Source organism: Actinomadura craniellae (assembly GCF_003289645.1).
GTDB classification, from domain to species: Bacteria; Actinomycetota; Actinomycetes; order Streptosporangiales; family Streptosporangiaceae; genus Actinomadura_D; species Actinomadura_D craniellae.
Map to the genome: position 1 here is coordinate 42,325 of NZ_QLYX01000015.1, position 23,421 is coordinate 65,745.

22 protein-coding genes are annotated in these 23,421 nt (G+C 72.5%); 13 read left to right on the top strand and 9 right to left on the bottom strand.

Going from position 1 to position 23,421, the window contains the following annotated elements:
- Positions 1-53 precede the first annotated feature (53 nt).
- The gene (dapB, locus tag DPM19_RS26960; RefSeq protein WP_407642573.1) at positions 54-806 is read left to right on the top strand and encodes a 4-hydroxy-tetrahydrodipicolinate reductase; all 753 of its coding nucleotides are present in this window, start codon (positions 54-56) and stop codon (positions 804-806) included.
- 45 nt (positions 807-851) lie between these two features.
- Here the strand turns inward: dapB and DPM19_RS35450 are convergent, their stop codons facing one another.
- A complete protein-coding gene (locus tag DPM19_RS35450; RefSeq protein ID WP_158566909.1) occupies positions 852-1,028 on the bottom strand; it encodes a hypothetical protein in 177 nt (58 codons plus the stop codon).
- A gap of 134 nt (positions 1,029-1,162) precedes the next feature.
- Positions 1,163-1,897 carry a molybdate ABC transporter substrate-binding protein gene (modA, locus tag DPM19_RS26965; RefSeq protein ID WP_111870858.1) on the bottom strand — a complete coding sequence of 245 codons (735 nt, stop codon included), beginning with the start codon at positions 1,895-1,897 and terminating at the stop codon, positions 1,163-1,165.
- A 136-nt stretch (positions 1,898-2,033) separates the two neighbouring features.
- Here modA and DPM19_RS26970 point away from each other — a divergent pair, with 136 nt between their 5' ends.
- A complete protein-coding gene (locus DPM19_RS26970) occupies positions 2,034-2,714 on the top strand; it encodes a uracil-DNA glycosylase (RefSeq protein ID WP_111870859.1) in 681 nt (226 codons plus the stop codon).
- A 46-nt stretch (positions 2,715-2,760) separates the two neighbouring features.
- On the opposite strand, the gene DPM19_RS26975 is transcribed toward DPM19_RS26970, so the two are convergent.
- The 4 genes from DPM19_RS26975 to DPM19_RS26990 all read right to left on the bottom strand — a co-directional run bounded on the left by DPM19_RS26975 (position 2,761) and on the right by DPM19_RS26990 (position 7,520).
- The gene (locus DPM19_RS26975; RefSeq protein ID WP_111870860.1) at positions 2,761-3,627 is read right to left on the bottom strand and encodes a 1,4-dihydroxy-2-naphthoate polyprenyltransferase; all 867 of its coding nucleotides are present in this window, start codon (positions 3,625-3,627) and stop codon (positions 2,761-2,763) included.
- Between the two features lie 3 nt (positions 3,628-3,630).
- Positions 3,631-5,295, bottom strand: coding sequence for an MFS transporter (locus DPM19_RS26980; RefSeq protein ID WP_233510779.1), 1,665 nt, complete (start codon positions 5,293-5,295; stop codon positions 3,631-3,633).
- Positions 5,296-5,470: 175 nt separating this feature from the next.
- Entirely contained in the window at positions 5,471-6,019 is a 549-nt protein-coding gene (locus DPM19_RS26985; protein ID WP_111870862.1) for a GNAT family N-acetyltransferase, read from the bottom strand.
- A 103-nt stretch (positions 6,020-6,122) separates the two neighbouring features.
- On the bottom strand, positions 6,123-7,520 hold the full coding sequence (locus DPM19_RS26990) for an aminotransferase-like domain-containing protein (protein WP_111870863.1): 1,398 nt from the start codon (positions 7,518-7,520) through the stop codon (positions 6,123-6,125).
- Here DPM19_RS26990 and DPM19_RS26995 point away from each other — a divergent pair.
- The 4 genes from DPM19_RS26995 (at position 7,519) to DPM19_RS27010 (ending at position 11,736) form a co-directional block, all read left to right on the top strand.
- A complete protein-coding gene (locus DPM19_RS26995; RefSeq protein ID WP_111870864.1) occupies positions 7,519-8,541 on the top strand; it encodes a DMT family transporter in 1,023 nt (340 codons plus the stop codon). The genes DPM19_RS26990 and DPM19_RS26995 overlap by 2 nt on opposite strands.
- Positions 8,542-8,668: 127 nt before the next feature.
- Entirely contained in the window at positions 8,669-8,869 is a 201-nt protein-coding gene (locus DPM19_RS27000) for a hypothetical protein (RefSeq protein WP_111870865.1), read from the top strand.
- Between the two features lie 264 nt (positions 8,870-9,133).
- On the top strand, positions 9,134-10,054 hold the full coding sequence (gene dapA, locus DPM19_RS27005; protein WP_111870866.1) for a 4-hydroxy-tetrahydrodipicolinate synthase: 921 nt from the start codon (positions 9,134-9,136) through the stop codon (positions 10,052-10,054).
- Positions 10,051-11,736, top strand: coding sequence for a ribonuclease J (locus DPM19_RS27010; RefSeq protein ID WP_111870867.1), 1,686 nt, complete (start codon positions 10,051-10,053; stop codon positions 11,734-11,736). Before dapA ends, DPM19_RS27010 begins: the two co-directional genes overlap by 4 nt.
- A 3-nt stretch (positions 11,737-11,739) precedes the next feature.
- Here the strand turns inward: DPM19_RS27010 and DPM19_RS27015 are convergent, their stop codons facing one another.
- Positions 11,740-13,911, bottom strand: coding sequence for a hypothetical protein (locus DPM19_RS27015; protein WP_111870868.1), 2,172 nt, complete (start codon positions 13,909-13,911; stop codon positions 11,740-11,742).
- Positions 13,912-14,141: 230 nt separating this feature from the next.
- Here DPM19_RS27015 and DPM19_RS27020 point away from each other — a divergent pair, with 230 nt between their 5' ends.
- The 7 genes from DPM19_RS27020 (at position 14,142) to DPM19_RS27050 (ending at position 22,124) form a co-directional block, all read left to right on the top strand.
- A complete protein-coding gene (locus DPM19_RS27020) occupies positions 14,142-16,730 on the top strand; it encodes an FtsK/SpoIIIE family DNA translocase (protein ID WP_111870869.1) in 2,589 nt (862 codons plus the stop codon).
- 166 nt (positions 16,731-16,896) lie between these two features.
- Positions 16,897-17,637, top strand: coding sequence for a helix-turn-helix domain-containing protein (locus tag DPM19_RS27025; protein ID WP_111870870.1), 741 nt, complete (start codon positions 16,897-16,899; stop codon positions 17,635-17,637).
- Between the two features lie 66 nt (positions 17,638-17,703).
- Complete coding sequence (gene rimO / locus DPM19_RS27030) at positions 17,704-19,119, top strand: 30S ribosomal protein S12 methylthiotransferase RimO (protein WP_111870871.1); 1,416 nt, start codon at positions 17,704-17,706, stop codon at positions 19,117-19,119.
- Positions 19,116-19,721, top strand: coding sequence for a CDP-diacylglycerol--glycerol-3-phosphate 3-phosphatidyltransferase (gene pgsA, locus DPM19_RS27035; RefSeq protein ID WP_111870872.1), 606 nt, complete (start codon positions 19,116-19,118; stop codon positions 19,719-19,721). Before rimO ends, pgsA begins: the two co-directional genes overlap by 4 nt.
- 36 nt (positions 19,722-19,757) lie before the next feature.
- A complete protein-coding gene (locus tag DPM19_RS27040) occupies positions 19,758-21,065 on the top strand; it encodes a CinA family nicotinamide mononucleotide deamidase-related protein (protein ID WP_111870873.1) in 1,308 nt (435 codons plus the stop codon).
- A gap of 110 nt (positions 21,066-21,175) precedes the next feature.
- Positions 21,176-21,532: a helix-turn-helix domain-containing protein gene (locus DPM19_RS27045; protein WP_111870874.1), complete on the top strand. Its 357-nt coding sequence runs from the start codon at positions 21,176-21,178 to the stop codon at positions 21,530-21,532.
- Positions 21,533-21,653: 121 nt separating this feature from the next.
- Complete coding sequence (locus DPM19_RS27050) at positions 21,654-22,124, top strand: Dps family protein (protein ID WP_325050291.1); 471 nt, start codon at positions 21,654-21,656, stop codon at positions 22,122-22,124.
- Between the two features lie 45 nt (positions 22,125-22,169).
- Here DPM19_RS27050 and DPM19_RS27055 read toward each other — a convergent pair whose 3' ends face one another.
- Together DPM19_RS27055 and DPM19_RS27060 are read right to left on the bottom strand one after the other, a co-directional pair.
- The gene (locus DPM19_RS27055) at positions 22,170-22,952 is read right to left on the bottom strand and encodes an Fpg/Nei family DNA glycosylase (protein ID WP_111870875.1); all 783 of its coding nucleotides are present in this window, start codon (positions 22,950-22,952) and stop codon (positions 22,170-22,172) included.
- Positions 22,953-22,956: 4 nt separating this feature from the next.
- A complete protein-coding gene (locus DPM19_RS27060; protein WP_111870876.1) occupies positions 22,957-23,421 on the bottom strand; it encodes an RrF2 family transcriptional regulator in 465 nt (154 codons plus the stop codon).

The window sequence follows — 23,421 nt, forward strand, 5'->3', positions numbered from 1 at the left end:
CTCGTCGCCGGTTCCGAACGGGCCCGGACGGGCCACCACGGGGAGGCATGAACGTGATCAAGGTCGGGGTGCTGGGTGCGCGCGGGCGGATGGGCGCCGAGGTGTGCCGGGCCGTCGAGGGCGCCGACGACATGGAGCTCGTCGCCGCCGTCGACCAGGGTGACGCGCTGGACGCGCTGACCGCGGCGCAGGTCGTCGTCGACTTCACCCACCCCGGCGTGGTCATGGACAACCTGCGGTGGTGCGTTGAGCACGGGCTGCACGCGGTGGTGGGCACCAGCGGCTTCGACCCGGAGCGGCTGGCGGCCGTGCGCGGCTGGCAGGCCGACCGTCCCACGGGCAGTCCCGCCGGCAACGTGCTGATCGGCCCGAACTTCGGTATCGGCGCGGTGCTGATGATGGACTTCGCCCGGCGGGCCGCCCCGTTCTTCGAGTCCGTCGAGATCGTGGAACTGCACCACCCGCAGAAGGCCGACGCGCCGAGCGGCACCGCGTACCGCACCGCGGAACTGGTCGCGGCGGCCCGCGCGGACGCCGGCACCCCGCCGCCGCCCGACGCCACCACCTCGGAGATCGCCGGCGCCCGGGGTGCCGACGTCGCCGGGGTCCGGGTACACGCCGTCCGGCTGTCCGGGCTGATCGCCCACCAGGAGGTGCTGCTCGGCGGGCACGGCGAGACGTTCACCATCCGGCACGACTCGATGAACCGCGAGTCGTTCATGCCGGGCGTCCTGCTGGCCGTCCGCCGGGTCGGCGACCTGCCCGACCGGCTCACCGTCGGCATCGAGTCCCTGCTGGGCCTCTGACGGGAACGCCTGGACGGGGCCGCGGCGTGGCCGCGACGTGGGAGCTCAGCGGCGGGCGGACCGTCTGCGGGGCCGGCGGGGCTCGGCCGCGGGAGGCGCCGCCTCGGGGGCCTTGGGGGCACCGCCGCCGCTCTCGCGGACCCGATGCCGCCACCAGGCGACGGCCAGCAGCAGGCCGGCCAGGATGAAGGGGATGAACGGGATGAGGCTGGTGGCGCTCACGGCACCTCCCGTTGGTTCGCGCCGTACCCGGGGTGGGTGGCGGGTACGTACCCGATGACCGGCGGTCGAAGAGGTTTCGACGGTACCGTGTCGGCCGGTCGAACGGTGGCCTGCCGACCTTCCGCGGCGGGCGCTCAGGGGACGGTGAAGCCGTGCCGGCGGAACACCGCCTGGGCCGTCTTCGAGGTCAGCCAGCCGGCGAAGGCGGCGCCCGCCTCCTGCTGCGCGGAATCCTGCACCGCGCCGGCGCGGTACGCCGCGGTGACGTTCTGGTCGGCGGGGATCGGCACGTGGTCGGCCGCGGCCCCGGCCGAACGCAGGTCGGTGATGTAGACGATCCCGGCATCCGCCTCGCCGGTCCGCACCCGGGTCAGCACGGAACGGGCGCTGATCTCCTCGGAGGCGGGCCGGACGGTCACGCCCGCGGTGACCAGGGCCCGCCGGGAGTACCGGCCGATGGGGATGCTCGGCGCCCCGAGCACCACCCGCAGCCGCGGGTGGGCCAGGTCGGCGAGGCCGCGAATCCGCTCCGGGTTGCCTGGCGCCACCGCGATGGTCAGCCCGGTGCGGGCGATGACCCGCGAGCGCGGCACGTGGTCGCCCGCGGCCCGCATCGAGTCGGCGTCCGCCGTGGCCAGCACGTCGACGGGCCTGCGGTCGTCGAGCCGCCGGACCAGTTCCTGCGAGCCCGCGAACACGAACCGGACCCGCGTCCCGGGACGGGTGCGCTGGTATACCGCGCCCAGTTCGCCGAACACCTCGGTCAGCGAGGAGGTGGCGAACACGGTGATCGTGCGAGGCCCGTCCGGACCGCCGCAGCCGGCGAGGAGGAGCAGGCACACCATCGGGCAGGCAAGGAAACGCCTCATGCCGGGCTGGGGGGACGGAACGACATATGAGTCGATCTTAGGGGCTTGAGGACGATCCGCCGGTGGATTGTCCGAGGTACGGCGTAGGGTTTCGGTGCTATCCCAACCTCATCCCTTTCCCGGAGGACCGGCGACGATGTCCCTCGACCTGATGGAACTGCTGCCCGGCGACTGGCGCGAGCGGCTCGACCCGCTGCTCGACCCGCTCGCCACCGCCGCGCTCGGCGCCTTCGTGGCCACCGAGTACGCCGAGCAGACGGTCTACCCGGCCGAGGGCGACCTGTTCAACGCGTTCCGGCACTGCTCCTACGACGCCGCCCGGGTGCTGGTCCTCGGCCAGGACCCCTACCACGGGCCCGGTCAGGCCCACGGCCTCAGCTTCAGCGTCCGCGAGGGGGTGCGGCTGCCGCCGTCGCTGCGCAACATCTACAAGGAGCTCGAGTCCGACCTGGGCGTGCCCCGCGCGGTGAGCGGTGACCTCACTCCCTGGGCCGACCAGGGGGTGCTGCTGCTCAACGCGGTGCTGACCGTGCGCGCGGGTGATGCGGGTTCCCACGCGGGCAAGGGCTGGGAGGAGTTCACCGACGCCGCCATCCGGGCGCTCAACGAGAAGGACGGCCGGGTGGTGTTCGTGCTGTGGGGCGGCTACGCCCGGAAGAAGGCCCGGCTGGTCACCAACCCGCAGCATGTGGTGCTGGAGTCGGCCCACCCGAGCCCGCTGAGTGCCAAGAAGTTCTTCGGCACCCGCCCGTTCAGCCAGGTCAACAAGGCCCTCGCCGACGCGGGCCTGGCCGAGATCGACTGGAAGCTCCGCTGAGACAGGTTCCCCGCCGGGCGGTGGCCCGGCGGGGAACGAGGTCGGGCTAGAGCGCCAGGCCGAGGGTGAGCAGCACGCCGAAGGCCAGTTGCAGGCGGGTGGTCTCGCCGAGAACGGCGATCAGCTCCGGCCCCTTGGCACCGCCCAGCACCTTGGAGGTCGGCGGCACCGACAGCGGCGCGGCCACCAGGGCGAGCAGTACCCAGGGGTGGGGGGCGCCCACGGCCAGCGCGATCGGGAAGGGCAGGGCGGCGCACGCCGCGTACAGCACCCGGGTCCACCGGTCGCCGAGCACCACCGCCAGCGTGCGCTTGCCGGAGACCTCGTCGGTGGGGATGTCCCGCAGGTTGTTGGCCACCAGCAGCGCGCAGGCGAGCAGGCCCATCGGCACCGCCGCCGCCCACGCCTCCCAGGGCACGGCCTCCACCTGGACATAGACGGTGCCGACCACCGCGACCAGCCCGAAGAAGACGAACACCGACAGCTCGCCCAGCGCCCGGTAGCCGTACGGCCGCGAGCCGCCGGTGTAGAACCAGGCCGCCACGATCGCCGCGACGCCCACCAGCAGCAGCCACCAGCCGGCGACCGCCGCCAGCACCAGCCCGGCCACCGCCGCGACCAGGAAGCAGCCCACCGCCGCCGCGAGCACCTGCCGGGGCGGGGCCGTCCCGGAGCCGACCAGCCGTAGCGGCCCGACCCGCTCCTCGTCGGTGCCGCGCACCCCGTCGCTGTAGTCGTTGGCGTAGTTGACGCCGACCTGCAGGGCCAGGGAGACCAGGGCCGCGAGCGCGGCCCGCCACCACACCGCCTGGCCCACGCCGACGGCGACCCCCGTGCCCACGACGACGGGCGCCACCGAGGCGGGGAGGGTACGCGGGCGGGCTCCGGCGACCCACTGCGCGAGCGTGGCCATCGGTCACCGCCCGCTTCGCTGTGAGAGGTTCATGTCGGAGGATTCTTCCGGACGCTCCGGCGCGGCCGGCAGTCGCAGGGTCAGCAGTAGCCCGACGCCGAGGATCGCGGCGGTGGCGTACGCGCCGTACCGGGTGGCGGCGGCCAGGCTCTCGTCGGCGGCGCGGGCGGCGGCCTCCGCACCGGGCCGCTCGTGCAGATCGCGGGCGAACGTGCCGGCGCTCTCGCGCAGTTCGTGCGCGAGAGCCGCGTGCTGCGCGGATGGTACGGGGGTCTCGGCCAGCCGGTCGAGCATGGTGTGGCCCAGCCCGGTGGCGAACAGCGTGCCGATCACCGCGATGCCCAGCGCGGCGCCCACCTGGCGGGCGGTCGACTGGGTGCCGGCCGCCTGGCCCGCCTGCCCGGGCGGTACCCCCGCGAGGGCCACGTTGGCGAGTTGGGCGGAGGTCAGCCCCAGGCCGAGCCCGTAGGCCAGCATCGGCAGGGCCAGCCCGTACCCGCCGGTCCCGGCGTCCAGGGTCAGCGCGACGGCCAGCACGGCGGCGACCTCCAGCACCATCCCGAACTGGACGACGCGGTGCGCGCCGTGCCGGTGGGAGAGCCGCCCGGCGTACGGCCCGGCCAGGAAGGCGCCCAGCGCCAGCGGCAGGATGGCCAGGCTGATCTGCAGCGGCGAGTCGCCGTGCACCCCGACCAGGAACAGCGGCAGCACGAACAGCAGCCCCAGCTCACCCACGCTGATCATGGACGCGGCCAGGTTGCCGTTCCGGAAGCCGGGAATCCGGAACAGGGTCAGGTCGAGCGTCACCGGCCGCCCGGCGGCCTGCCTGGCGCGCTCCACCGCGACCAGCAGGGCGAGCAGGACCGCCCCGAGGGCCAGCACCACAGGTACCGGCGACAGCCCGGTGAGCGGCCAGTCGTAGGGGCCGACCGTGAACGGGCGGGTGGGTTCCCACCAGCCGTACGCCTGGCCCTCGATCAGCCCGCAGACCACCGCGCCCAACCCCAGTGCGGCCAGCGCGGCGCCGGCCCAGTCGACCTCGCGGACCCCGCGCCGGGCGGTGGCCTGCCGGGTCTCGGGCATCAGCCGCAGCGCACCGGCGACCAGCAGCAGCCCGATCGGCAGGTTCACCCCGAAGGCCCAGCGCCAGCCGAAGGAGGTGCCCAGCCAGCCGCCCAGCAGCGGGCCGAGGGCGGCCATCCCGCCGATTAGCGAACCCCAGATGCCGAAGGCGACCGCGCGGTCCCGTCCGGTGAAGACGGCGTTCACGGTCGACATCGTGGCCGGCATGATCATCGCCGCGCCGACGCCCTGCAGCGCCCGCGCCCTGATCAGTTCCCCGCCGTCGCCCGCCGTGGCGGCGAACACGCTGGCCCCGACGAAGACCAGTACGCCGAGCACGAACATCCGGCGCCGCCCGGTGATGTCGCCGGCCCGGCCGAGCGGGATGAGCAGCGCCGCGAAGACCAGGGAGTAGACCGAGGTGATCCACGCGGCGTCCGTGGTGGCGAGCCCGAGGTCCGTCACGATCCGGGGGAGCAGCACGCCGACGATCGTGGCGTCGACGACGATCAGCGAGACGCCCAGGCTCAGCACGACCATGGCCGCCCAGCGGCGTCGTCCGGCCCGCTCGGGGCCGGTGGCCTGGGCGGTCAGAGAGGCACTCATCGGCATCCTGGGGTACGGCGGCGCGCGCCGCTTCGGTTCGCTGGTGTGAAATCCATGTAGTCCGGTGTGGAACACCGCGCCGGCCCGGCGGAATTCGCTTCGCACCGAACGGGACCGATGTAAGCCAATCACACCTCCGAGAGGCCCCCGCCGCTGGGGGCGCCGGGCCGGTGTGCTATGGGGCGGAGATGTCGGTGTGCAGGCGGATCATGTCGGCCGAGCCGCCGGACGGGAAGGCCAGCGAGCGCCGGGCCCCGTCGGGCGCCCAGCCGGCCGAGCCGAAGAACCTCCGCATCGCCTCGTGCTCCTCGAAGACCCAGGTGAGCAGGGTGGCGCAGCCGTCCTCGCGGAGCAGGTCGACGGTGGCCGCCAGCAGCCGGCTGCCGTGACCTGCGCGCTCGTGCACCGGGTCAGCCAGCAGGGCCACCAGCTCGGCCGCGGCCTGCGGGTCCTGGTCGGCGTCCTCGGCGGGGGCGTACGCGGCGAATCCCACCACCAGGTCGTTCGCCACCGCGACGAGCACCCCGTGCCGGCCGCTCGGCGGGGCGGTGGCCGCCTCGGTCCAGCGCTCCCGCCACACCGGCAGCGCCGCCGGTCCGGTCATCTCGGCCAGCACGGGCTCGGGGACGATGTCGCGGTAACCCTGCCGCCAGGCGCGCACCTGGATGTCGGCGATCGCCGCCACGTCCGCACGGCGGGCGGGCCGCACGCCCACATCGGCCATCGGGGCCCACGTCCTTTCAACCTGGCGTCCACCTTGCGTCACCTCGCGCCCCGGCTGGGATGCGGGCCGACCTCAGCCTAGGCCCCCGCGGGACCGGGCATGCTCAGTAGGACTGGTCGGCGAGCACGGCCGCCAGCCGCCGCACGCCCTCGACCAGTTCGGCCTCCGTCGCGGTGACGCCGTAGGCGAGCCGCAGGTGGGGGCCGGTGGGTTCGGCCGGGAAGTAGGGGCGCCCCGGGCTCACGGCGACCCCGCCGCGCAGCGCCGCCTCGGTGAGCTTCACGTCGTCGATCCCGGCCGGCAGCCGGGCCCACAGGTGCATTCCGCCGCCCGGCCGGTCGATGTGGGCCTGTGGTAGTTCCCGGGCCAGCGCGGTGACGAGCGTGTCCCGGCGTGCGCGCAGCGCGGTGCGCAGCGACCGCAGGTGCCGCGGCCAGCCCGGACCGCCCACCAGTTCCAGCGCGGTCTCCTGCAGCGGGCGGGCGGGGAAGAACGACTCGGCCGTCTGCACGGCCCGGACGCGCTCGGCCACCGGCCCGCGGGCGGCGACCGCGGCGATCCGCAGGCTGGGCGAGGTGGCCTTGGTCAGCGAAGAGATGTGCACCACCCGCCCGTCCGTGTCGTGCGCGATCAGCGGTGGCAGCGGGGTGTCGATGGCCAGGTGGCGGGCGAAGTCGTCCTCGACGACGAACGCCCCGGCGGCCCGCGCCACCGCCAGGACCTCGTCGCGCCGCTCGGCGGAGAGCGTCACCCCCGTCGGGTTCTGGAAGGTCGGCTGGCAGTACAGCACCCGCGCCCCGGTCATCGCGAAGGCCTCGGCGAGCAGGTCGGGACGCAGCCCCGCGGTGTCCGTGGGCACCGGGACGGGGCGCAGCCCGGCCAGCCTGGCCGCCGTCAGGACGCCGAGGTAGGTGGGCGATTCCACCAGTAGCGGTTTGCCGGGTGCGAGCAGCGCACGCAGCACGATCGTTATCGCCTGCTGTCCGCCGCCGGAGATGAGGATGTCGGCGGGCGTCAGGTCGCCGCCGATCGTCCGGGCGAACCAGGCCCGCAGTTCCGGTATCCCGTTCAGTGGTGGCCGCTCCCAGGCTCCCGGCCCGCGGGCCGCCCGGGCCGCCGCGGTGGCCAGCGCCTGCAGCGGCTGCAACTCCGGTGGGAGGTAGCCGCCGCCCATCGGGATCGTGTCGTCGGGCGGCCGGGTGAGCAGCGTGCTCAGTTCGCCGGCGTCGACGGTGCGACCGCCCAGTGCCACCGCTTGCCAGCCCAGGTCCGGCGGCTCTGCCGGCGGCTTGCGGTCGGTCACGAAGGTGCCGCTGCCGGGGCGGGTCTCCACCAGTCCCTCGGCGGCCAGCAGACCGAGGGCGCGGGCCACGGTGACGGGACTGACCCGGTGCCGTTCGATGAGGACCCGGCTGGAGGGCAGCCGGTCACCGGGACGCAACCGCCGTGCCTCGTTCCGCAGGCTTTCGGCGAGAGTAGCGATACTGCTATCCTGGCTCATGAGAGACAAAGATAGCGTTATCCCCAGTTCTTCGATAGCGCTCGGCGGGCCCGGTCTGGCGGCCCTCGGGGTACTCGTCTTCTCCTTCACCTTCCCGGCCACCGTGCTGGCCCTGGACGGGCTCGACCCCTACCTCGTCGGCGTCGGCCGGGCCGGGGCGGCCGCGCTGCTGGCGGCCGTCGCCCTCGCGGCGGCCCGGGTGCCGTGGCCGCGCCGGGCCCAGTGGCCTGGGCTGTTCGGGGTCGGGCTCGGTGTGATCGTCGGTTTCCCGGTGCTGTCCACCGTCGCCCTCGACCAGGGCGCCTCGTCCTCGCACGCCGCCGTCGTGATCGGCCTGCTGCCCGCGGCCACCGCGGTGCTCGCGGTGCTCCGCGCGGGGGAGCGCCCGTCGCGCGCCTTCTGGCTGGCGAGCGGGGCGGGCGCGGTGTGCGTCGCCGCTTTCGCGCTGAGCCGGGGCGCCGGGCACCTCGCCCCGGCCGACCTGCTGCTGTTCGCCGCGCTGGGGCTGGGCGCGGTGGGCTACACCGAGGGCGGCCGGCTGGCCCGCGAGATGCCCGGCTGGCAGGTCATCTCCTGGGCGCTGGTGTTCGCGGCCCCGGTCTGCGCTCCGGTGACGATCTGGCTGCTGACCACTACCGAACCGCAGTGGACGGGCCGCGCGCTGACCGGTTTCGCGTACGTGGCGCTGGGCTCGATGTACCTGGGGTTCTTCGCCTGGTACGCCGGGCTGGCCAGGGGCGGCATCGCCCGGGCCGGCCAGGTCCAGCTCGCCCAGCCGGTGCTGACGTTGGTGTGGTCGGCGCTGCTGCTCGGCGAGGCCGTCGACGCCCCCACCGTGCTGGCCGCGCTGGGCATTCTCGTCTGCGTGGCGCTGACCCAGCGCACCCGGGCCGGAACGGCCCGGCCGGCGCGCCCGTCGGAGCCGTCCGAGCAGGTACTGAATGAGGCGGGTCTCGTCATGGCAGGGAACAGATGTCTCGCGGGGAAGGAGAATTCTACCTTTGGGTCATCCCGCTTGTAACGTTCCTAAACTCGCGTTTACCCTGGTAAAAGCCATAGTTGCGGTAGCTCGCCGATGGGTAGGCATCCGGGCGGATTCACCGGGACTAGCACAGCCTTCACCGGCTGGGGGAGCGAGGTCGACGAGCATGGAGTACACCGCGCAGCACGTGGCTCAGCAGCTCACCGAGTTGACCGCCGAATTCGCCGGATGGCGGATCGGCCGGGGCGGTTCGGGCAACTGGTGGGCGGTCCGTGGCAACGAGATCATCCGCACCGGGAGCGCGGACGAACTGCGCGCCAGGCTCGGCGAGATCTCCACCGCCCAACCGGCGGGTGCCGTGCTGTGATCGTGCTGTGACTGGGCCGTGATCGGTGGCCTGGCAGGGCTGTCACCTGCGTGATTGGCGTTACCCAATCGAGTCCGGGAATCTCGCCAAAGTTCCCCCCGTAACACGCCATTTGCGTGTCACGATGACGAAGTAGACGCCCGCCGAGTGCGTACCCCCGAGCGCATTCGGCGGGCGTCTTCCTTGTCGCCGGGCGTTCACCGCCACGGTGATACTCATGGCCTGCGGGACCACGCCGCCCGGTCGGACCGGTACCGTCGATCCATGGCACCCAGCACTACGAGCGACGCGCCCTTCGGTCGGCTGCTGACCGCTATGGTCACGCCGATGACCGCCGAGGGCGCCGTCGACTACGACGGAGCCGCGCGCCTGGCGACCCACCTGGTCGACGAGCAGCGCCACGACGGCCTCGTCATCAGCGGTACTACGGGAGAGTCGCCGACGACGAGCGACGCCGAGAAAGACCGCCTGCTGCGCACGGTCGTCGAGGCCGTGGGCGACCGCGCCGCGATCGTCGCCGGCGTGGGGACCTACGACACCGAGCACACCCTCGCGCTGGCCCGGCAGGCCGAGGCCGCCGGGGCGCACGGGCTGCTTGTGGTCACGCCCTACTACAGCAAACCGCCCCAGGAGGGGCTGCTGGCGCACTTCGGGGCGGTCGCCGACGCGACTGGCCTGCCCGTCATGCTCTACGACATTCCGGGCCGGGCCGGGGTGCCCATCACGTCTGAGACGCTGGTCCGGCTGGGCGACCACCCCCGGATCGTCGCGGTCAAGGACGCCAAGGGTGACCTCTTCGCGTCCTCGCAGGTGATGGCCCAGACCGAGCTGGCTTTCTACTCCGGCGACGACAACCTCAACCTGCCCTGGCTGTCGGTGGGGGCCGCCGGGTTCGTGAGCGTGGTCGGACATGTGGTGGGAACCGACCTTCATGAGATGATTGATACATATCGCGCCGGCGACGTCGGCCGGGCGCTGGCGATCCACCGTCGGCTGCTGCCCGTCGTCACCGCGATCATGACCCGTACGCAGGGCGCCATCGCCGTCAAGGCCGCGCTGAACCTGCTGGGCCTGCCGGGCGGCCCGTTGCGACGGCCGCTCGTCGGAGCCTCGCCCGAGTTCACGGCGCAGCTGCGTGAAGACCTCCTGATGGGAGGAGTCAAAGTGCCGGAGGCGCACCAGTGAGTCATCCTCACCCGGAACTGTCCAGCCCGGGACCGCTCGCCGAGCACGGTCTGCGTATCGTCCCGCTGGGCGGGTTGGGCGAAATCGGCCGCAACATGACGGTCTTCGAGTTCGGCGGCCGCCTGCTGATCATCGACTGCGGGGTGTTGTTCCCGGAGAGCGAGCAGCCGGGCGTCGACCTGATATTGCCTGACTTCGAGTACATCCGGGACCGGCTCGACGACGTCGAGGCGGTGATCCTGACCCATGCCCACGAGGACCACATCGGCGCGGTGCCCTACCTGCTGCGCGAGCGCGAGGACATCCCGATCGTGGGCTCCCGGCTGACGCTGGCCCTGATCACGGCCAAGCTCACCGAGCACCGGATCAGGCCGACGACCCTGCTGGTCAAGGAGGGGGAAAGCCACCGGTTCGGGGCGTTCGACTGCGAGTTCCTGGCGGTCAACCACTCCATCCCGGACGCGCTCGCGGTGGCGCTGCGCACCCCGGCCGGGTTGGTCCTGGCCACCGGCGACTTCAAGATGGACCAGCTGCCGATGGACGGACGGCTGACCGACCTGGGCGGGTTCGCCCGGCTCGGTGCCGAGGGCATCGACCTGCTGATGTCCGACTCGACCAACTCCGAGGTGCCCGGCTTCGTCACCAGCGAGCGCGACATCGGCCCGGTGATCGAAGAGGTGGTGCGCACCGCCGAGCAGCGCGTCATCGTGGCCTGTTTCGCCTCGCACGTGCATCGCGTCCAGCAGGTGCTGGACGCCGCCCAGGCCAACGGCCGCAAGGTCTGCCTGGTCGGCCGCTCGATGGTGCGCAACATGGGGGTCGCCCGCGAACTGGGCTACCTGCGGGTGCCGGCCGGCCTGATGGTCGAGCAGCGCGAGATCGACGACCTGCCGCCGGAACAGGTCGTCCTGGTGTCCACCGGTTCGCAGGGCGAGCCGATGTCGGCGCTGTCGCGGATGGCCAACCGCGATCACCAGATCCGGATCACCGAGGGCGACACGGTGCTGCTCGCCTCCTCGCTGATCCCGGGCAACGAGACCGCGGTCAACCGGGTCATCAACGGTCTCACCCGATGGGGGGCCCGGGTGGTGCACAAGGGCAACGCCCTGGTGCACGTGTCCGGGCACGCGTCCGCCGGCGAGCTGCTGTACGTGCTCAACCTGACCAAGCCGTCCAACTTCATGCCCATCCACGGCGAGTGGCGGCACCTGCGGGCGCACGCCAAGCTGGCCGAGCTCACCGGAGTCCCCACCGACAACATCGTGATCGCCGAGGACGGCGTCGTGGTCGACCTGGTCGACGGCCGGGCCTCGATCGTCGGCGCGGTGCCGGCCGGCTACGTGTACGTGGACGGCCTCTCCGTCGGCGAGATCACCGAGACCTCGCTGAAGGACCGGCGGATCCTCGGCGAGGAGGGCTTCATCTCGATCGTGGTGGGCATCGACTCCACCGCGGGCAAAGTGGTCGCGGGCCCGGAGATCCACGCCCGGGGCGCCGGCATCGCCAACGCGGACTTCGCCGACGTCATCGCGCGGGTCGCGACGACGCTGGAGACCGCCGCGACCGACGGGATCACCGACACCCACCAGCTCAACCAGCTCATCCGCCGTACCGTCGGCAAGTGGGTCAGCGACAACTACCGGCGCCGGCCCATGATCGTTCCGGTGGTGGTCGAGGTCTGACGCTCAGGTCCGGCGCCGTGCGAACACGATTCCGCCCAGCACGGCGCCGGCGAGCGTCAAGAAGAGCACGATCTCGGTGATGCCGTGCGTCTGGACCTTCTTGCCGGAGAAGAACAGGTCGTTGATCAGCCCGAGGAACTCGGCGAACGAGAACAGCGCCATCCCCGCCAGCACCAGCTCCACGAACCGCTGGTAGCGCCGGGTGGCGCGCTCCTGCAGCGACCGCAGGTAGGAGGTCAGCATCCCGTAGAGGGCGTCGAGTTCGGCGATGTGGGCGTCGAGCTCGGTCTCCATCCGGCGGACGTCCGCCCCGGTGAACAGGTTGTCCAGCAGCCGCCGGTGCACGGCCGACTCCATCAGGTCGCCGGAGTGCAGCTTGCCCCGCTGGATGCGGACCTCGGTCATGAACTTCCCCAGCGACAGGCGCAGCTCCTCCAGCGGTTGCTCGCCGGGGGTGCGATGCCGCTCCAGAGCGGTTCCGTGCCGCTCGATCTCGGCCCGTACGTGTTCGAGCCGTGCCTCCACCTGGTGCCGCCAGTGGCGGAAGAGCGCGGGCACCGACGCCGCCAGCTCGACCACGTCCTGGAACTCCAGCCACGCCCAGTTCGGCACCCCCGGCAGGTAGAACGTCGTGGTGTTGTCGGTGCGCGCGCCCAGCGAGTCCGCGTACGCGCAGCCCGTCAGCGGGTCCGGGCGGTCCTCGGGCATCGGGTGGCGCAGCCATTCCTCCAGCGAGGAGGCGAGCGACTGCACCGGGGTGAACAGCAGCGGGCCGATGGCCCGGCACAGGTCGTCCGGGGTGGCGGGGCGGTCGCCGTCCGGAGCGCGGACGAGGGCCGCGCGGATCTCCAGATGGGTGTGCCCGTCGACGTCCACGTCGCCCACCGCGCTGTCGCCGACCAGCCCGGCCAGCGTCGTGACGACCTCGTCGGCGTAGCCGCGCAGCCGGGACCAGCGCGGCCCGTCCGGGCTGTGGACGGCCTCCTCACCGACGTACCGGGACCCGCGCCGCAGCCCCTGGTTGATCTGCTGCGGTGTCAGCGGGCCGAGCGGGCCGACCACCCGCACGTAGTGGTTGCCCAGGTCGTTGAGATGCAGGGTGACCTGGTAGTCCTCGATCGTCTCGCCGGCGGTCGTCGTCACCGAGAGCGGCGGCAGGGCGACCGTGATTCCGCCGTAGCTGGGATGGTCCGCATGACCCCAGTACCAGATGTCGGTCAGCTCGCTGACCTTGGCGTACAGGGGGCGCTGGCGGGCGAGCGGAGCGGTGCCCCGGCCGTCGCCCCACAGTCGCAGGGCGATCTCGCCCGGCCGGCGCGCGGGCGTCCCGTCGAAGGTGAACGGGTAGACGTAGATGAAGCGGGCCTCGGTGCACTCGACCCGGGGGATCGAGTCGTCGCTCAGGTACTCCAGCATCGCGCCGAGGCCGTACCGGTAGGCCCGCAGCTCACCGCGGCCGATCTCGTCGCGGAGCGCGGGGTCGTCCTCCCGCTCGCGGGCGTCCTTGATCGTCTGTGCCAGCAGCTCCCGCGTCGCCGGATCGCCGTGCGGCGCCCGTAACGCGGCCAGCATGGCGCCGGCGATGTCGGCGAAGCCGGAGTAGAGCAGGTACTGGACGTTCAGGCAGTCGTCCACGAAGTCGGCGAACCCGCCGTCGCCGCCCTGCGGCGCGGGCGGGGGGCGGTCGAGCAGCAGGCGGCACTCGCGGGCGATCAGCGCGGACGTCTGCTGCACGTCGACGGCGCAGGAGCACTGCTGGGCGTTCTCCACCGCCATGCATTCCTTCAGCAGCGCGGTGAGCGCCAGCAGGCGGTCGATCTGCGGCAGGTCGGCCCCGACCCGCCGCCAGGTCGCCGTGGCGGCGTCGATCGTGCGGCCGATGGCCGCGACGTGCTCGATGGAGAGCTCCCAGGTGTGCCGGGCGCGGACGTACAGGTAGCCGGCCAGCAGTTCGGCGTTCCCGGGCCGGGCGAGGGCCGACCGCCAGGCCGACTCCAGCCGGTCGCGCACGGCCGGCCCGACCGGCCCTCCGTTCATCGCGTCGTCCAGCGCCGTGGTGTCCAGCCCGGCGACCTTGACGGCCCTGGTGATCTCACTGGACTCCCGGCGCTGCCGCAGTTCCCGGCCGAACAGGCTCCAGTCGGGACGCCGGTCTGCGGTGGAAGTGGAGGACAACGCCGCTCCCCGTGGCTCGCCTGAAAAGACGCGGGCGCCCCGTGACGCCGCATTCAGAGCGTAGGAAGGGCGTGTCCGGGCGCGCCGGTACATGCACCAATTGGCCGGAAACGGGCGGGACCCCGCGAGCCGCCGCTTGTTCCGAAACGGGCGGCCGTTCGCGACACGCCGGTGGCGCGCGGTCGACGGGAAACGGGAAACCTGCTGGGTTCCTCGTTACTCTCGCCATCATGGCCACAGGCGCGTCCGGAGGAGGGAAGGGGCCTTCCCGCGCGCGGAGCGGGGCGGCCCGCAAGGCCCCCGCCGCGTCCGCCCGCAAGCGCCCGCCCGCCAAGGGCGCCAAGAACGCGAAGGGGCCCAACGGCGGCGGCCGCCGGCCCCCGGCCAAGAAGGGCGGCCGCTCGACCCGGCCCGACCCGGTGACACAGCTGGTCCTCGGCCTGCTCAAGCTGCTCTTCCGGCTCTACCACCTGCTCGCCACCGGGGTCGGCTCGCTGTTCCGGGCCTACGGCCGGGGCGCCCGCGAGCTCAACCCCGACCACCGCCGGGACGGCGCCGGGCTGGCCCTGCTGGGTGCGGCGCTGGTGCTGGCCTCGGTCACCTGGTTCCAGCCCGAGGGCGTGGTGACCGTGGCGCTGGAGCGGGTCGTGCGGGGCGGCTTCGGGGTGCTGTGCATGGTGCTGCCCGTGCTGGTCGCCGGGCTCGCCTGGGGGCTGCTGAGGCACCCCGAGCGCAACGAGGACACCGGCCGGATCGCCATCGGGGCCAGCGCGCTGGCCGTCGGGGTGCTGGGCATCGTGCACATCGCCGCGGGCACCCCGAATCCGAGCGAGGGGATGGGGCCGGTCCGGATGGCCGGCGGCGTGGTGGGCTGGTTGGTGTCGGCCCCGCTGGAGGCGGCGCTCAGCGCCTGGGTGGCCGTTCCGCTGCTGCTGTTGCTCGGCGCGTTCGGCGTGCTGGTGATCACCGCCACGCCCGTCTACCGGGTGCCCGAGCGGCTGGCCGCCCTCTGGGACCTGGCCACCCTGCGCGACCGGGCCCCCCAGGAGGACGACGAGTCACCCGAACCCGCCAGGCGGGGGAAGAAGTCCAAGCCCGACGCCGACGTCGAGATCGGCGAGCACGACAAGCCCTACGACACGCCCGTGGTCGAGGACCGGCCAGGCCGGTCGCGGCCCGCGTCCTCGGGCGACCTCATCGACGAGCTGATGGACCCCGACCCGTTCGTGGACCCGGCGCCGGTGCTGGAGCCGCCGGAGCCCGCCGAGCCGGTGTCCGATCCGGTCCCGGAGGTCCCCGACCCGACCCCGGCGCCGCGGCGGGCCGAGCAGTTGCCGCTGTCGTCGTCGGGGGAAATCTACGAGTTGCCGACGGTGGGGCTGCTCAAGCCGGGCAGCACGGTCAAGCCGCGCACCAAGGCCAACGACGTGGTGGTGGCCGCGCTGACCGGGGTGCTGGAGCAGTTCGACATCGACGCGCAGGTGACCGGGTTCACCCGGGGGCCGACGATCACCCGGTACGAGATCGAGCTAGGGCAGGGCATCAAGGTCGAGAAGGTGACCGCCCTGACCAAGAACATTGCGTACGCGGTCAAGAGCGGGGATGTGCGGATCATCTCCCCGATCCCCGGCAAGTCCGCGATCGGGGTGGAGATCCCCAACGTCGACAAGGACATCGTCAGCCTCGGGGACGTGCTGGCCTCGCCGGCGGCGACCACCGAGCACCACCCGATGCTGGTCGGTCTGGGCAAGGACGTCGAGGGACGCACGGTGGTGGCGAACCTGGCGAAGATGCCGCACATCCTGATCGCCGGTGCGACCGGGGCCGGTAAGTCCACGTGCATCAACGGGCTGATCACCTCGATCCTGATGCGCGCCACCCCCGACGAGGTGCGCATGGTGCTGGTGGACCCCAAGCGGGTCGAGCTGACCATGTACGCCGGGATCCCGCACCTGATCACCCCGATCATCACCAACCCCAAGAAGGCCGCCGAGGCCCTCGACTGGGTCGTCGGCGAGATGGACCGCCGCTACGACGACCTGGCCGCCTCCGGCTTCCGGCACATCGACGACTTCAACAAGGCCGTGCGGGCCGGCAAGCTCACCGCCCCGCCCGGCAGCGAGCGCGTCTACACCCCCTACCCCTACATGCTGGTGATCGTCGACGAGCTCGCCGACCTGATGATGGTCGCCCCCCGGGACGTGGAGGACTCCGTCGTCCGCATCACCCAGCTCGCCCGTGCGGCCGGCATCCACCTGGTGCTGGCCACCCAGCGGCCCAGCGTCGACGTCGTCACCGGGCTGATCAAGGCCAACGTGCCGTCCCGGCTGGCGTTCGCGACCTCCTCGCTGGCCGACTCCCGGGTCATCCTCGACCAGCCCGGTGCCGAGAAGCTGGTCGGCCAGGGCGACGCGCTGTTCCTGCCGATGGGCGCCAGCAAGCCGATGCGGCTGCAGAACGCCTACGTCTCCGAAAAAGAGATCCACGGCATCGTCGACCACTGCAAGAAGCAGATGGAGCCGGCCTACCGCGAGGACGTCGCCGCGGCGGCCGCGCAGAAGAAGGAGATCGACGAGGACATCGGCGACGATCTCGACCTGCTGCTCCAGGCGGTCGAGCTGGTGGTGTCCACCCAGTTCGGCTCCACCTCGATGCTCCAGCGCAAGCTGCGGGTCGGGTTCGCCAAGGCGGGCCGGCTGATGGACCTGATGGAGAGCCGTGACATCGTCGGTCCCAGCGAGGGGTCCAAGGCCCGCGACGTGCTGGCCAAACCTGACGACCTACCCGAATTGCTGGAGAAATTGCGCAGCGGTGAATGACCATCTGGTCGTGCCCGGATCGATGCAAGATCTTGACGGGTTTCTACCGCGTTGCGTATCGCAATGCGGGCCGTCCGGTTTCTAAGATTGGTTTCGATCGGGTCAGGCTGGCAATGAAGCACGGCGCGGTCGGGGCATCGTCCCAACGATTTCCCGGGAGGCTCGCGTGAGCATCGGTGAGACTCTGGCACAAGGACGCCGTGAGGCTGGTCTCACCGTAACCCAGGTGAGCGTCCGGACCCGGATTCGCGAAACGGTGATTCGCGGTATAGAACGTGACGACTACACCTTCTGCGGCGGCAACTTCTACGCTCGCGGGCACATCCGCAGCATCGCCCGGGTGGTCGGCGTCGACCCCGAGCCGCTGGTGCGCGAGTACGACGAGATGCACGGCGGGGCGCCGCAGCCGCTGGCCGCCGCGACCGCCTTCGAGCCCGAGCGCCCGGTGCCGATCCGCGAGGGCCGCGCGCCCAACTGGACCGCCGCGATGGCCGCCGCGCTGGCCCTGGCGACCGTCTACGCGCTGATCCAGGTCTTCGGCGGCGGTGGCGGCGAGCGCGACGTCACCCAGGTGGCCCAGCCGGTCGTGCCGAGCCCGACGCCCACCGCGTCCCCGGCCCGGCCGGGGCCGGTCGCCCAGGCGCCGCGCAAGGCGGTCGAGGTCCAGATCAAGGCGCGGCGCTCCAGTTGGCTCAACGTCCGCGACGACAAGGGCAAGCAACTGTTCAGCGGCCTGGTCCGCTCCGGCGAGACCAAGGAGTGGACCGCCCGCAAGCGCCTCTTCCTGGTGATCGGCAACGGCGGCGGGGTGAAGCTCGTCGTCAACGGGAAGGACCTCGGCACTCCGGGGGCCGAGGGCCAGGTGCTGCGCGTCGACTTCGGGCTGGAAGACCCCGAGCGGGCCTGACGGTACAAAGGGCGTAACCCCCGGCCGCCGGTCCGCGGCGGCGGGCGCGCCCACTACCGTATGAGCATGTCCACACGCCGTACCGTCTCCCTCGTCACGCTCGGCTGCGCACGCAACGAGGTCGACTCCGAAGAGCTCGCCGCCCGGCTGGAAGGGGCCGGCTGGGAGCTGGTCGACGACTCCGCGGACGCCGGCGTGGTGGTGGTGAACACCTGCGGCTTCATCGAGGCCGCCAAGAAGGACTCGATCGACACCCTGCTCGCGGCGCACGACTCCGGGGCCAGGGTGGTCGCGGCGGGCTGCATGGCCGAGCGGTACGGAGCCGAGCTGGCCGAGGCGCTGCCCGAGGCCGACGCGGTGCTGGGCTTCGACGACTACGCGGAGATCGGCGAGCGGCTCGACGAGGTGGCTGCGGGCCGGGTGCGCCCGGCGCACACCCCCCGCGACCGGCGCACGCTGCTGCCGATCAGCCCGGTCGAGCGGTCGGCCGCGCACGTCCACGTGCCCGGGCACGGCGCGGACCTGCCCGCCGGGGTGGCCCCCGCCTCCGGGCCCCGGGTGCTGCGCCGCCGGCTGGGCGGCGGCCCGGCGGCGCCGCTGAAGCTCGCCTCCGGCTGCGACCGGCGCTGCACCTTCTGCGCCATCCCGGCCTTCCGCGGTGCGTACGTGTCGCGCGCCCCCGAGGAGGTGCTGGCGGAGGCCGGCTGGCTGGCCGGGCACGGCGTCCGGGAGGTGGTGCTGGTCAGCGAGAACTCCACCTCCTACGGCAAGGACCTGGGCGACCTGCGGGCGCTGGAGTCCCTGCTGCCCGAACTGGCCGGGGTGCCCGGGATCGACCGGGTGCGGGTCAGCTACCTGCAGCCCGCCGAGCTGCGGCCCGGCCTGATCGAGGTGCTCTGCTCGACCCCCGGCGTGGTCCCCTACTTCGACCTGTCCTTCCAGCACGCCAGCGGCTCGCTGCTGCGCCGGATGCGGCGGTTCGGCGACCGGGCGCGTTTCCTGGACCTGCTCGCCCAGATCCGCGACCGGGTGCCGGAGGCGGGCGTTCGCTCCAACTTCATCGTCGGCTTCCCCGGCGAGACCGAGGAGGAGCTGGCCGATCTCACCGAGTTCCTGATCGCCGCACGGCTGGACGCGATCGGCGTCTTCGGCTACTCGGACGAGGACGGCACCGAAGCCGCGAAGCTCCCCGGCAAGGTCGACCCCGACGAGGTCGCCCGGCGGCTGGCCGAGGTTTCCGAGCTGGCCGAGGAGCTCACCGCGCAGCGCGCCGAGGAGCGGCTGGACTCGATCGTGGAGGTGCTGATCGAGGAGGAGGTCGGCCCCGGCGAGTACGAGGGCCGGGCGGCCCACCAGGCGCCCGAGGTCGACGGCACGGTGACCGTCCACGCCTCCGGCCTGGCTGTCGGCGACCTCGTCCCGGCCCGGGTGCGCGAGAGCGCGGGCGTCGACCTGGTGGCCGAACCGGTGGACCTCCCATGACGACGGGCCCGCCGGATCCGCTCACCGGTTCGGCGGCTGCGCCGGCGGGTGTCTACAACGTCGCGAACCTGCTCACGATGGTGCGGATCGCGCTCGTCCCGGTCTTCGTGTGGCTGCTGTTCGCCGAGGGCACCGGCGGGCGGCTCGCGGCGCTGGCGGTGTTCGCGGTGGCCTCGATCACCGACCACATCGACGGCGAGCTGGCTCGCCGGCGCAATCTCGTCACCGACTTCGGCAAGATCGCCGACCCGATCGCCGACAAGACCCTGACCGGTTCCGCGTTGATCGGGCTGTCGGTGCTGGGCGAGCTGTGGTGGTGGGTCACCATCACCATCCTGGTCCGCGAGATCGGCATCACGCTGTTGCGCCTGGTCGTGATCCGGTACGGGGTGATCCCCGCGAGCAAGGGCGGCAAGCTCAAGACGGCGCTGCAGATCCTCGCGATCGGGCTCTACATCATGCCGGGGCCGCTCGATCCGCTGCGCTGGACGACGATGGGCGCGGCGCTGCTCGTCACGGTGGTCACCGGGCTCGACTACCTGGTCCAGGCCTGGCGGCTGCGGCGGGAGACGCTCAGCGGTGGTGTCGGCGGCACGGTATAGATTCGGCGCGGTCGATCACTACGGCGAGGGGTCCGGATGCGCGTCGAGCTGGTGACGGTGGGAGACGAGCTGCTGCTCGGTGACACGATCAACGGCAACGCGGCCTGGCTGGGCCGTGCGCTGGCGGCGGCCGGCGCCGTCGTCACCCGCAGCGTGGTGGTGGGCGACGAACTGGACGTCATCGTCGAGGCCGTCACCGCGGCGCTGCACCGGGCCGACGCGGCCATCGTCACCGGCGGGCTCGGCCCCACCTACGACGACCTGACCCGGGACGCGCTGGCCGTGGCGGCCGGCACCGAACTGGTCCGCGACCCGGCGATCGTGGAGCGCCTGCGTCGCCGGTCGGCGGAGATCGGGCGGCCACTGCACGACATGGCGCTGCGGATGGCCGACATCCCGGCCACGGGAACCCCGATCGACAACCCGATGGGCAGCGCGCCCGGGTTGCGGGTGGAGCTGTCCGGGAAATTCGGGAAAAAGGTGGTGTACGCACTGCCCGGCGTTCCGCACGAGATGCGCGCCATCATGACCTCGGGCGTGCTGCCGGAGCTCGTGGCGCGGATGTCCGGCCCGCCGCCGCGGCGGCGCACGCTCCGCACGGCCTGCGCGCGCGAGTCCGACCTGGCTGTGCGGCTGGCCCCGGTGGAGGCGCTGCCCGGGGTGAAGCTGGCCTACCTGCCCGACCCCGCCGAGGTGAAGATCCGGATCAACGCGGTCGGCCCGGACGCCGCGGTCCAGCTGGCGGAGGCGGAGGAACTCGTTCGCGACCTGCTCGGCGGGTACGTCTACGGGGCCGGTGAGGAGACCCTCGACCGGGTGGTGCACCGGTTGCTGGTCGAGCGGGGCGAGACCGTCGCGGTGGCCGAATCCCTCACCGGCGGATCGCTGGGCGCGGAGCTGAGTGAGATGCCCGGCTCGTCCGCGAGCTACGTCGGCGGGGTCGTCGCCTACGCCACCCCGCTCAAGGCGTCGTTGTTGGGGGTGCCGGAGGATCTGCTGGCGCGGTCCGGACCGGTCCATCCCGAGGTGGCGGTCGCGATGGCGGTGGGGGTGCGCGATCGGCTGGGCGCCTCCTACGGGTTGGGAGTGACGGGGGTGGCCGGTCCGGAGCCCCAGGACGGGCATCCGGTGGGCACCGTGCACGTGGCGGTGGCCGGGCCGGGCACGGAGCCGGTAGTGGTCACACCGGGGTTGCCGTTGCCCGCGGCCAGTGCCGGAGTTCGACCGCTGGTACGTCGGATGACCGTTGTGCACGCTCTTGACCTGCTAAGACGCTCCATTTTGGGGCTTGGCGCCCGGTACGAATGGGAGCAGGCTCGGGAAGATCGGGAAGGGTTGGGCTGATTACAGCGTTACGTTCCAAGCGAACACGAAATCCTCGGTCTGCCGCGCCCAACGTAAAGCCGGGTACGGTGGAACCGACAGATGGTCCGAACTGGGGAGGGAGCGAGACGATGGTCCTGCTTCGCCAGCTGCTCGGCGACGTTCTGCGGCAGCTGCGGCTGCGCCAGGGTCGCACCCTCCGTGAAGTGTCGGCGGCGGCGAGAGTCTCCCTGGGATACCTTTCCGAGGTCGAGCGAGGGCAAAAAGAGGCGTCCTCGGAGTTGCTCGCCTCGATCTGCCGAGCTCTCGGGGTCCCGCTGTCGCACGTCCTGCGCGAGGTCTCAGACCAGCTCGCACTGGCCGAACTGCAGCACGAGCCCGTCATGGCGGGCGCGCCGCCCGAGCACGAGCGGCTCGACGCCGAGACGATCCCGGCCACGCCGGAGGAGATCACCGGAGAGTTCCGCGCCGACATGGTCGCGGCTTGACCTTGACCAGCGGTATTCCCGCGCAGGTGGTGCTGAGGGTCACGATTCGATCCGTTATGGGTGGGCACTGTGAGGCGTTGTAACGGATAGTCCGTTTCATCGTCTGGGAAGGAGCCCGCCAATGGTGGCGACGGTCAAGAGCCCGCTGTCCGACGATGCCCTGAAGGTCACGGGGGATGCCCTGCAGCGTTCCCTGATCGATCTGATCGACCTCGCGCTGGTGTCCAAGCAGGCTCACTGGAACATCACCGGCCGTAACTTCAAGTCCGTGCACGAGCAGCTCGACGAGGTCGTGGCGTTCGCGCGCAAGTACCAGGACCGGGTCGCCGAGCGCGCGGTCGCCATCGGGCTGAACCCCGACGGCCGGGCCCGCACCCTGGCCGACCGGACGGCCCTGCCACAACTGGAGCTCGGCTACCTCGCCGATGACAAGGTCGTCAGCGCGCTGTCCGACGTTCTGGGGCAGCTGATCGCCCGGTTCCGGGAGCGCGTCGAGTCCACGGAGAAGCCCGACCCGGTCACCCAGGACCTGCTCATCGACATCACGGCGAAGCTGGAGAAGCACCGCTGGATGTTCACGGTCCAGCACTGACCCGCCGATCGCACACGGCCCCCGGCACCCCGCCGGGGGCCGTTCTCATGCCTCCGGCTGGCAGCGCGGGCACCAGAAGGCGATCCGCGCACGGCCCGGCGGCCCCTGCTCGGCCCGGCGGATCGGGGTGCCGCAGCGGCGGCAGGGCCGGCCCGCCCGGCCGTACACGAAGTGCTCCCGGCCGGGCCGGCGGTCGCCCGTGGTGATGTGGCCGGTCCGGTCCCGGTTGGCCGCCAGCAGCCGATGCGCGAGATCCACCAGCCCGGGCAGGTCGGGAACGTCGCGGACCCGGCGCCACGGGTGCGTGCCGCGCAGGAACAGCAGTTCGGCCTTGTAGATGTTGCCGATCCCGGCCAGCCGCGACTGGTCGAGGACCGCGTCGCCGATCTCCTGATCGGGCCGCTCGGCGAGGCGGCGGACGGCCTCGGCCGGATCCCAGTCCGGACCGAGCGGGTCGGGGCCGAGATGCCCGACGACCGTGTCCTCCGCGGCGGTGCGCAGCAACTCGACCACACCGAGGGAGCGTCCCACCGCCTCCCACCCTGCGTTGGCCAGCACCAGCCGGACGCGGTGGTCACGCGGTGGTGTGCCGCCGGCCGGGCGGATCAGCCAGACGCCGTCCATTTTCAGGTGGACGTGCACGGTGAGCCCGCCGGCCACCCGGATCAGCAGGTGCTTGCCGCGGGCGACGACCTCGGTCACCGTCCGGCCGCGCAGGTCGGCGGTGGCCGCCCCGGGCACCCGGAAGTCGGCGCGGGTCAGCGCCCGGCCGGCCAGCGCCGCGTGCAGCCGCCGGGCGGTCTGGTGGACCACGTCGCCCTCGGGCATCGGATCACCGGAAGGCCGGGCTCTCCCACGCCTCGGGGTCCTCGGTCAGCTTGCGCACCTGCGGGGGCAGGTCGCCCGTCGCGATGTGCGCCAGCATGACCTGTTCGAGGATGCCCCGCTCGCTGGCGCGCAGCGCGATCCACACGTCCTGCAGGGACCGGGCGGGCCCCTCGTAACCGACGTGCTCGGGCCGCTCGCCGCGCACCCCGAGCAGCGGGCCGTCGATGGCGCGGATGACGTCGGCCATGGAGATCTGGTCGGCCGGGCGGGCCAGCCAGTACCCGCCCTCGGGGCCGCGCTGGCTGCGGACCAGACCGGAGCGGCGCAGCTGGCCGAGGATGTTCTCCAGGAACTTGGGCGGTATCTGCTGCGCCTGGGCGAGCTGGACCGCGGTCACCGGACGATCGCCGGCGACTGCGAGTTCGGCGGCGGCGCGCAGTGCGTAGTCGACCCGGGCGGACAATCGCAT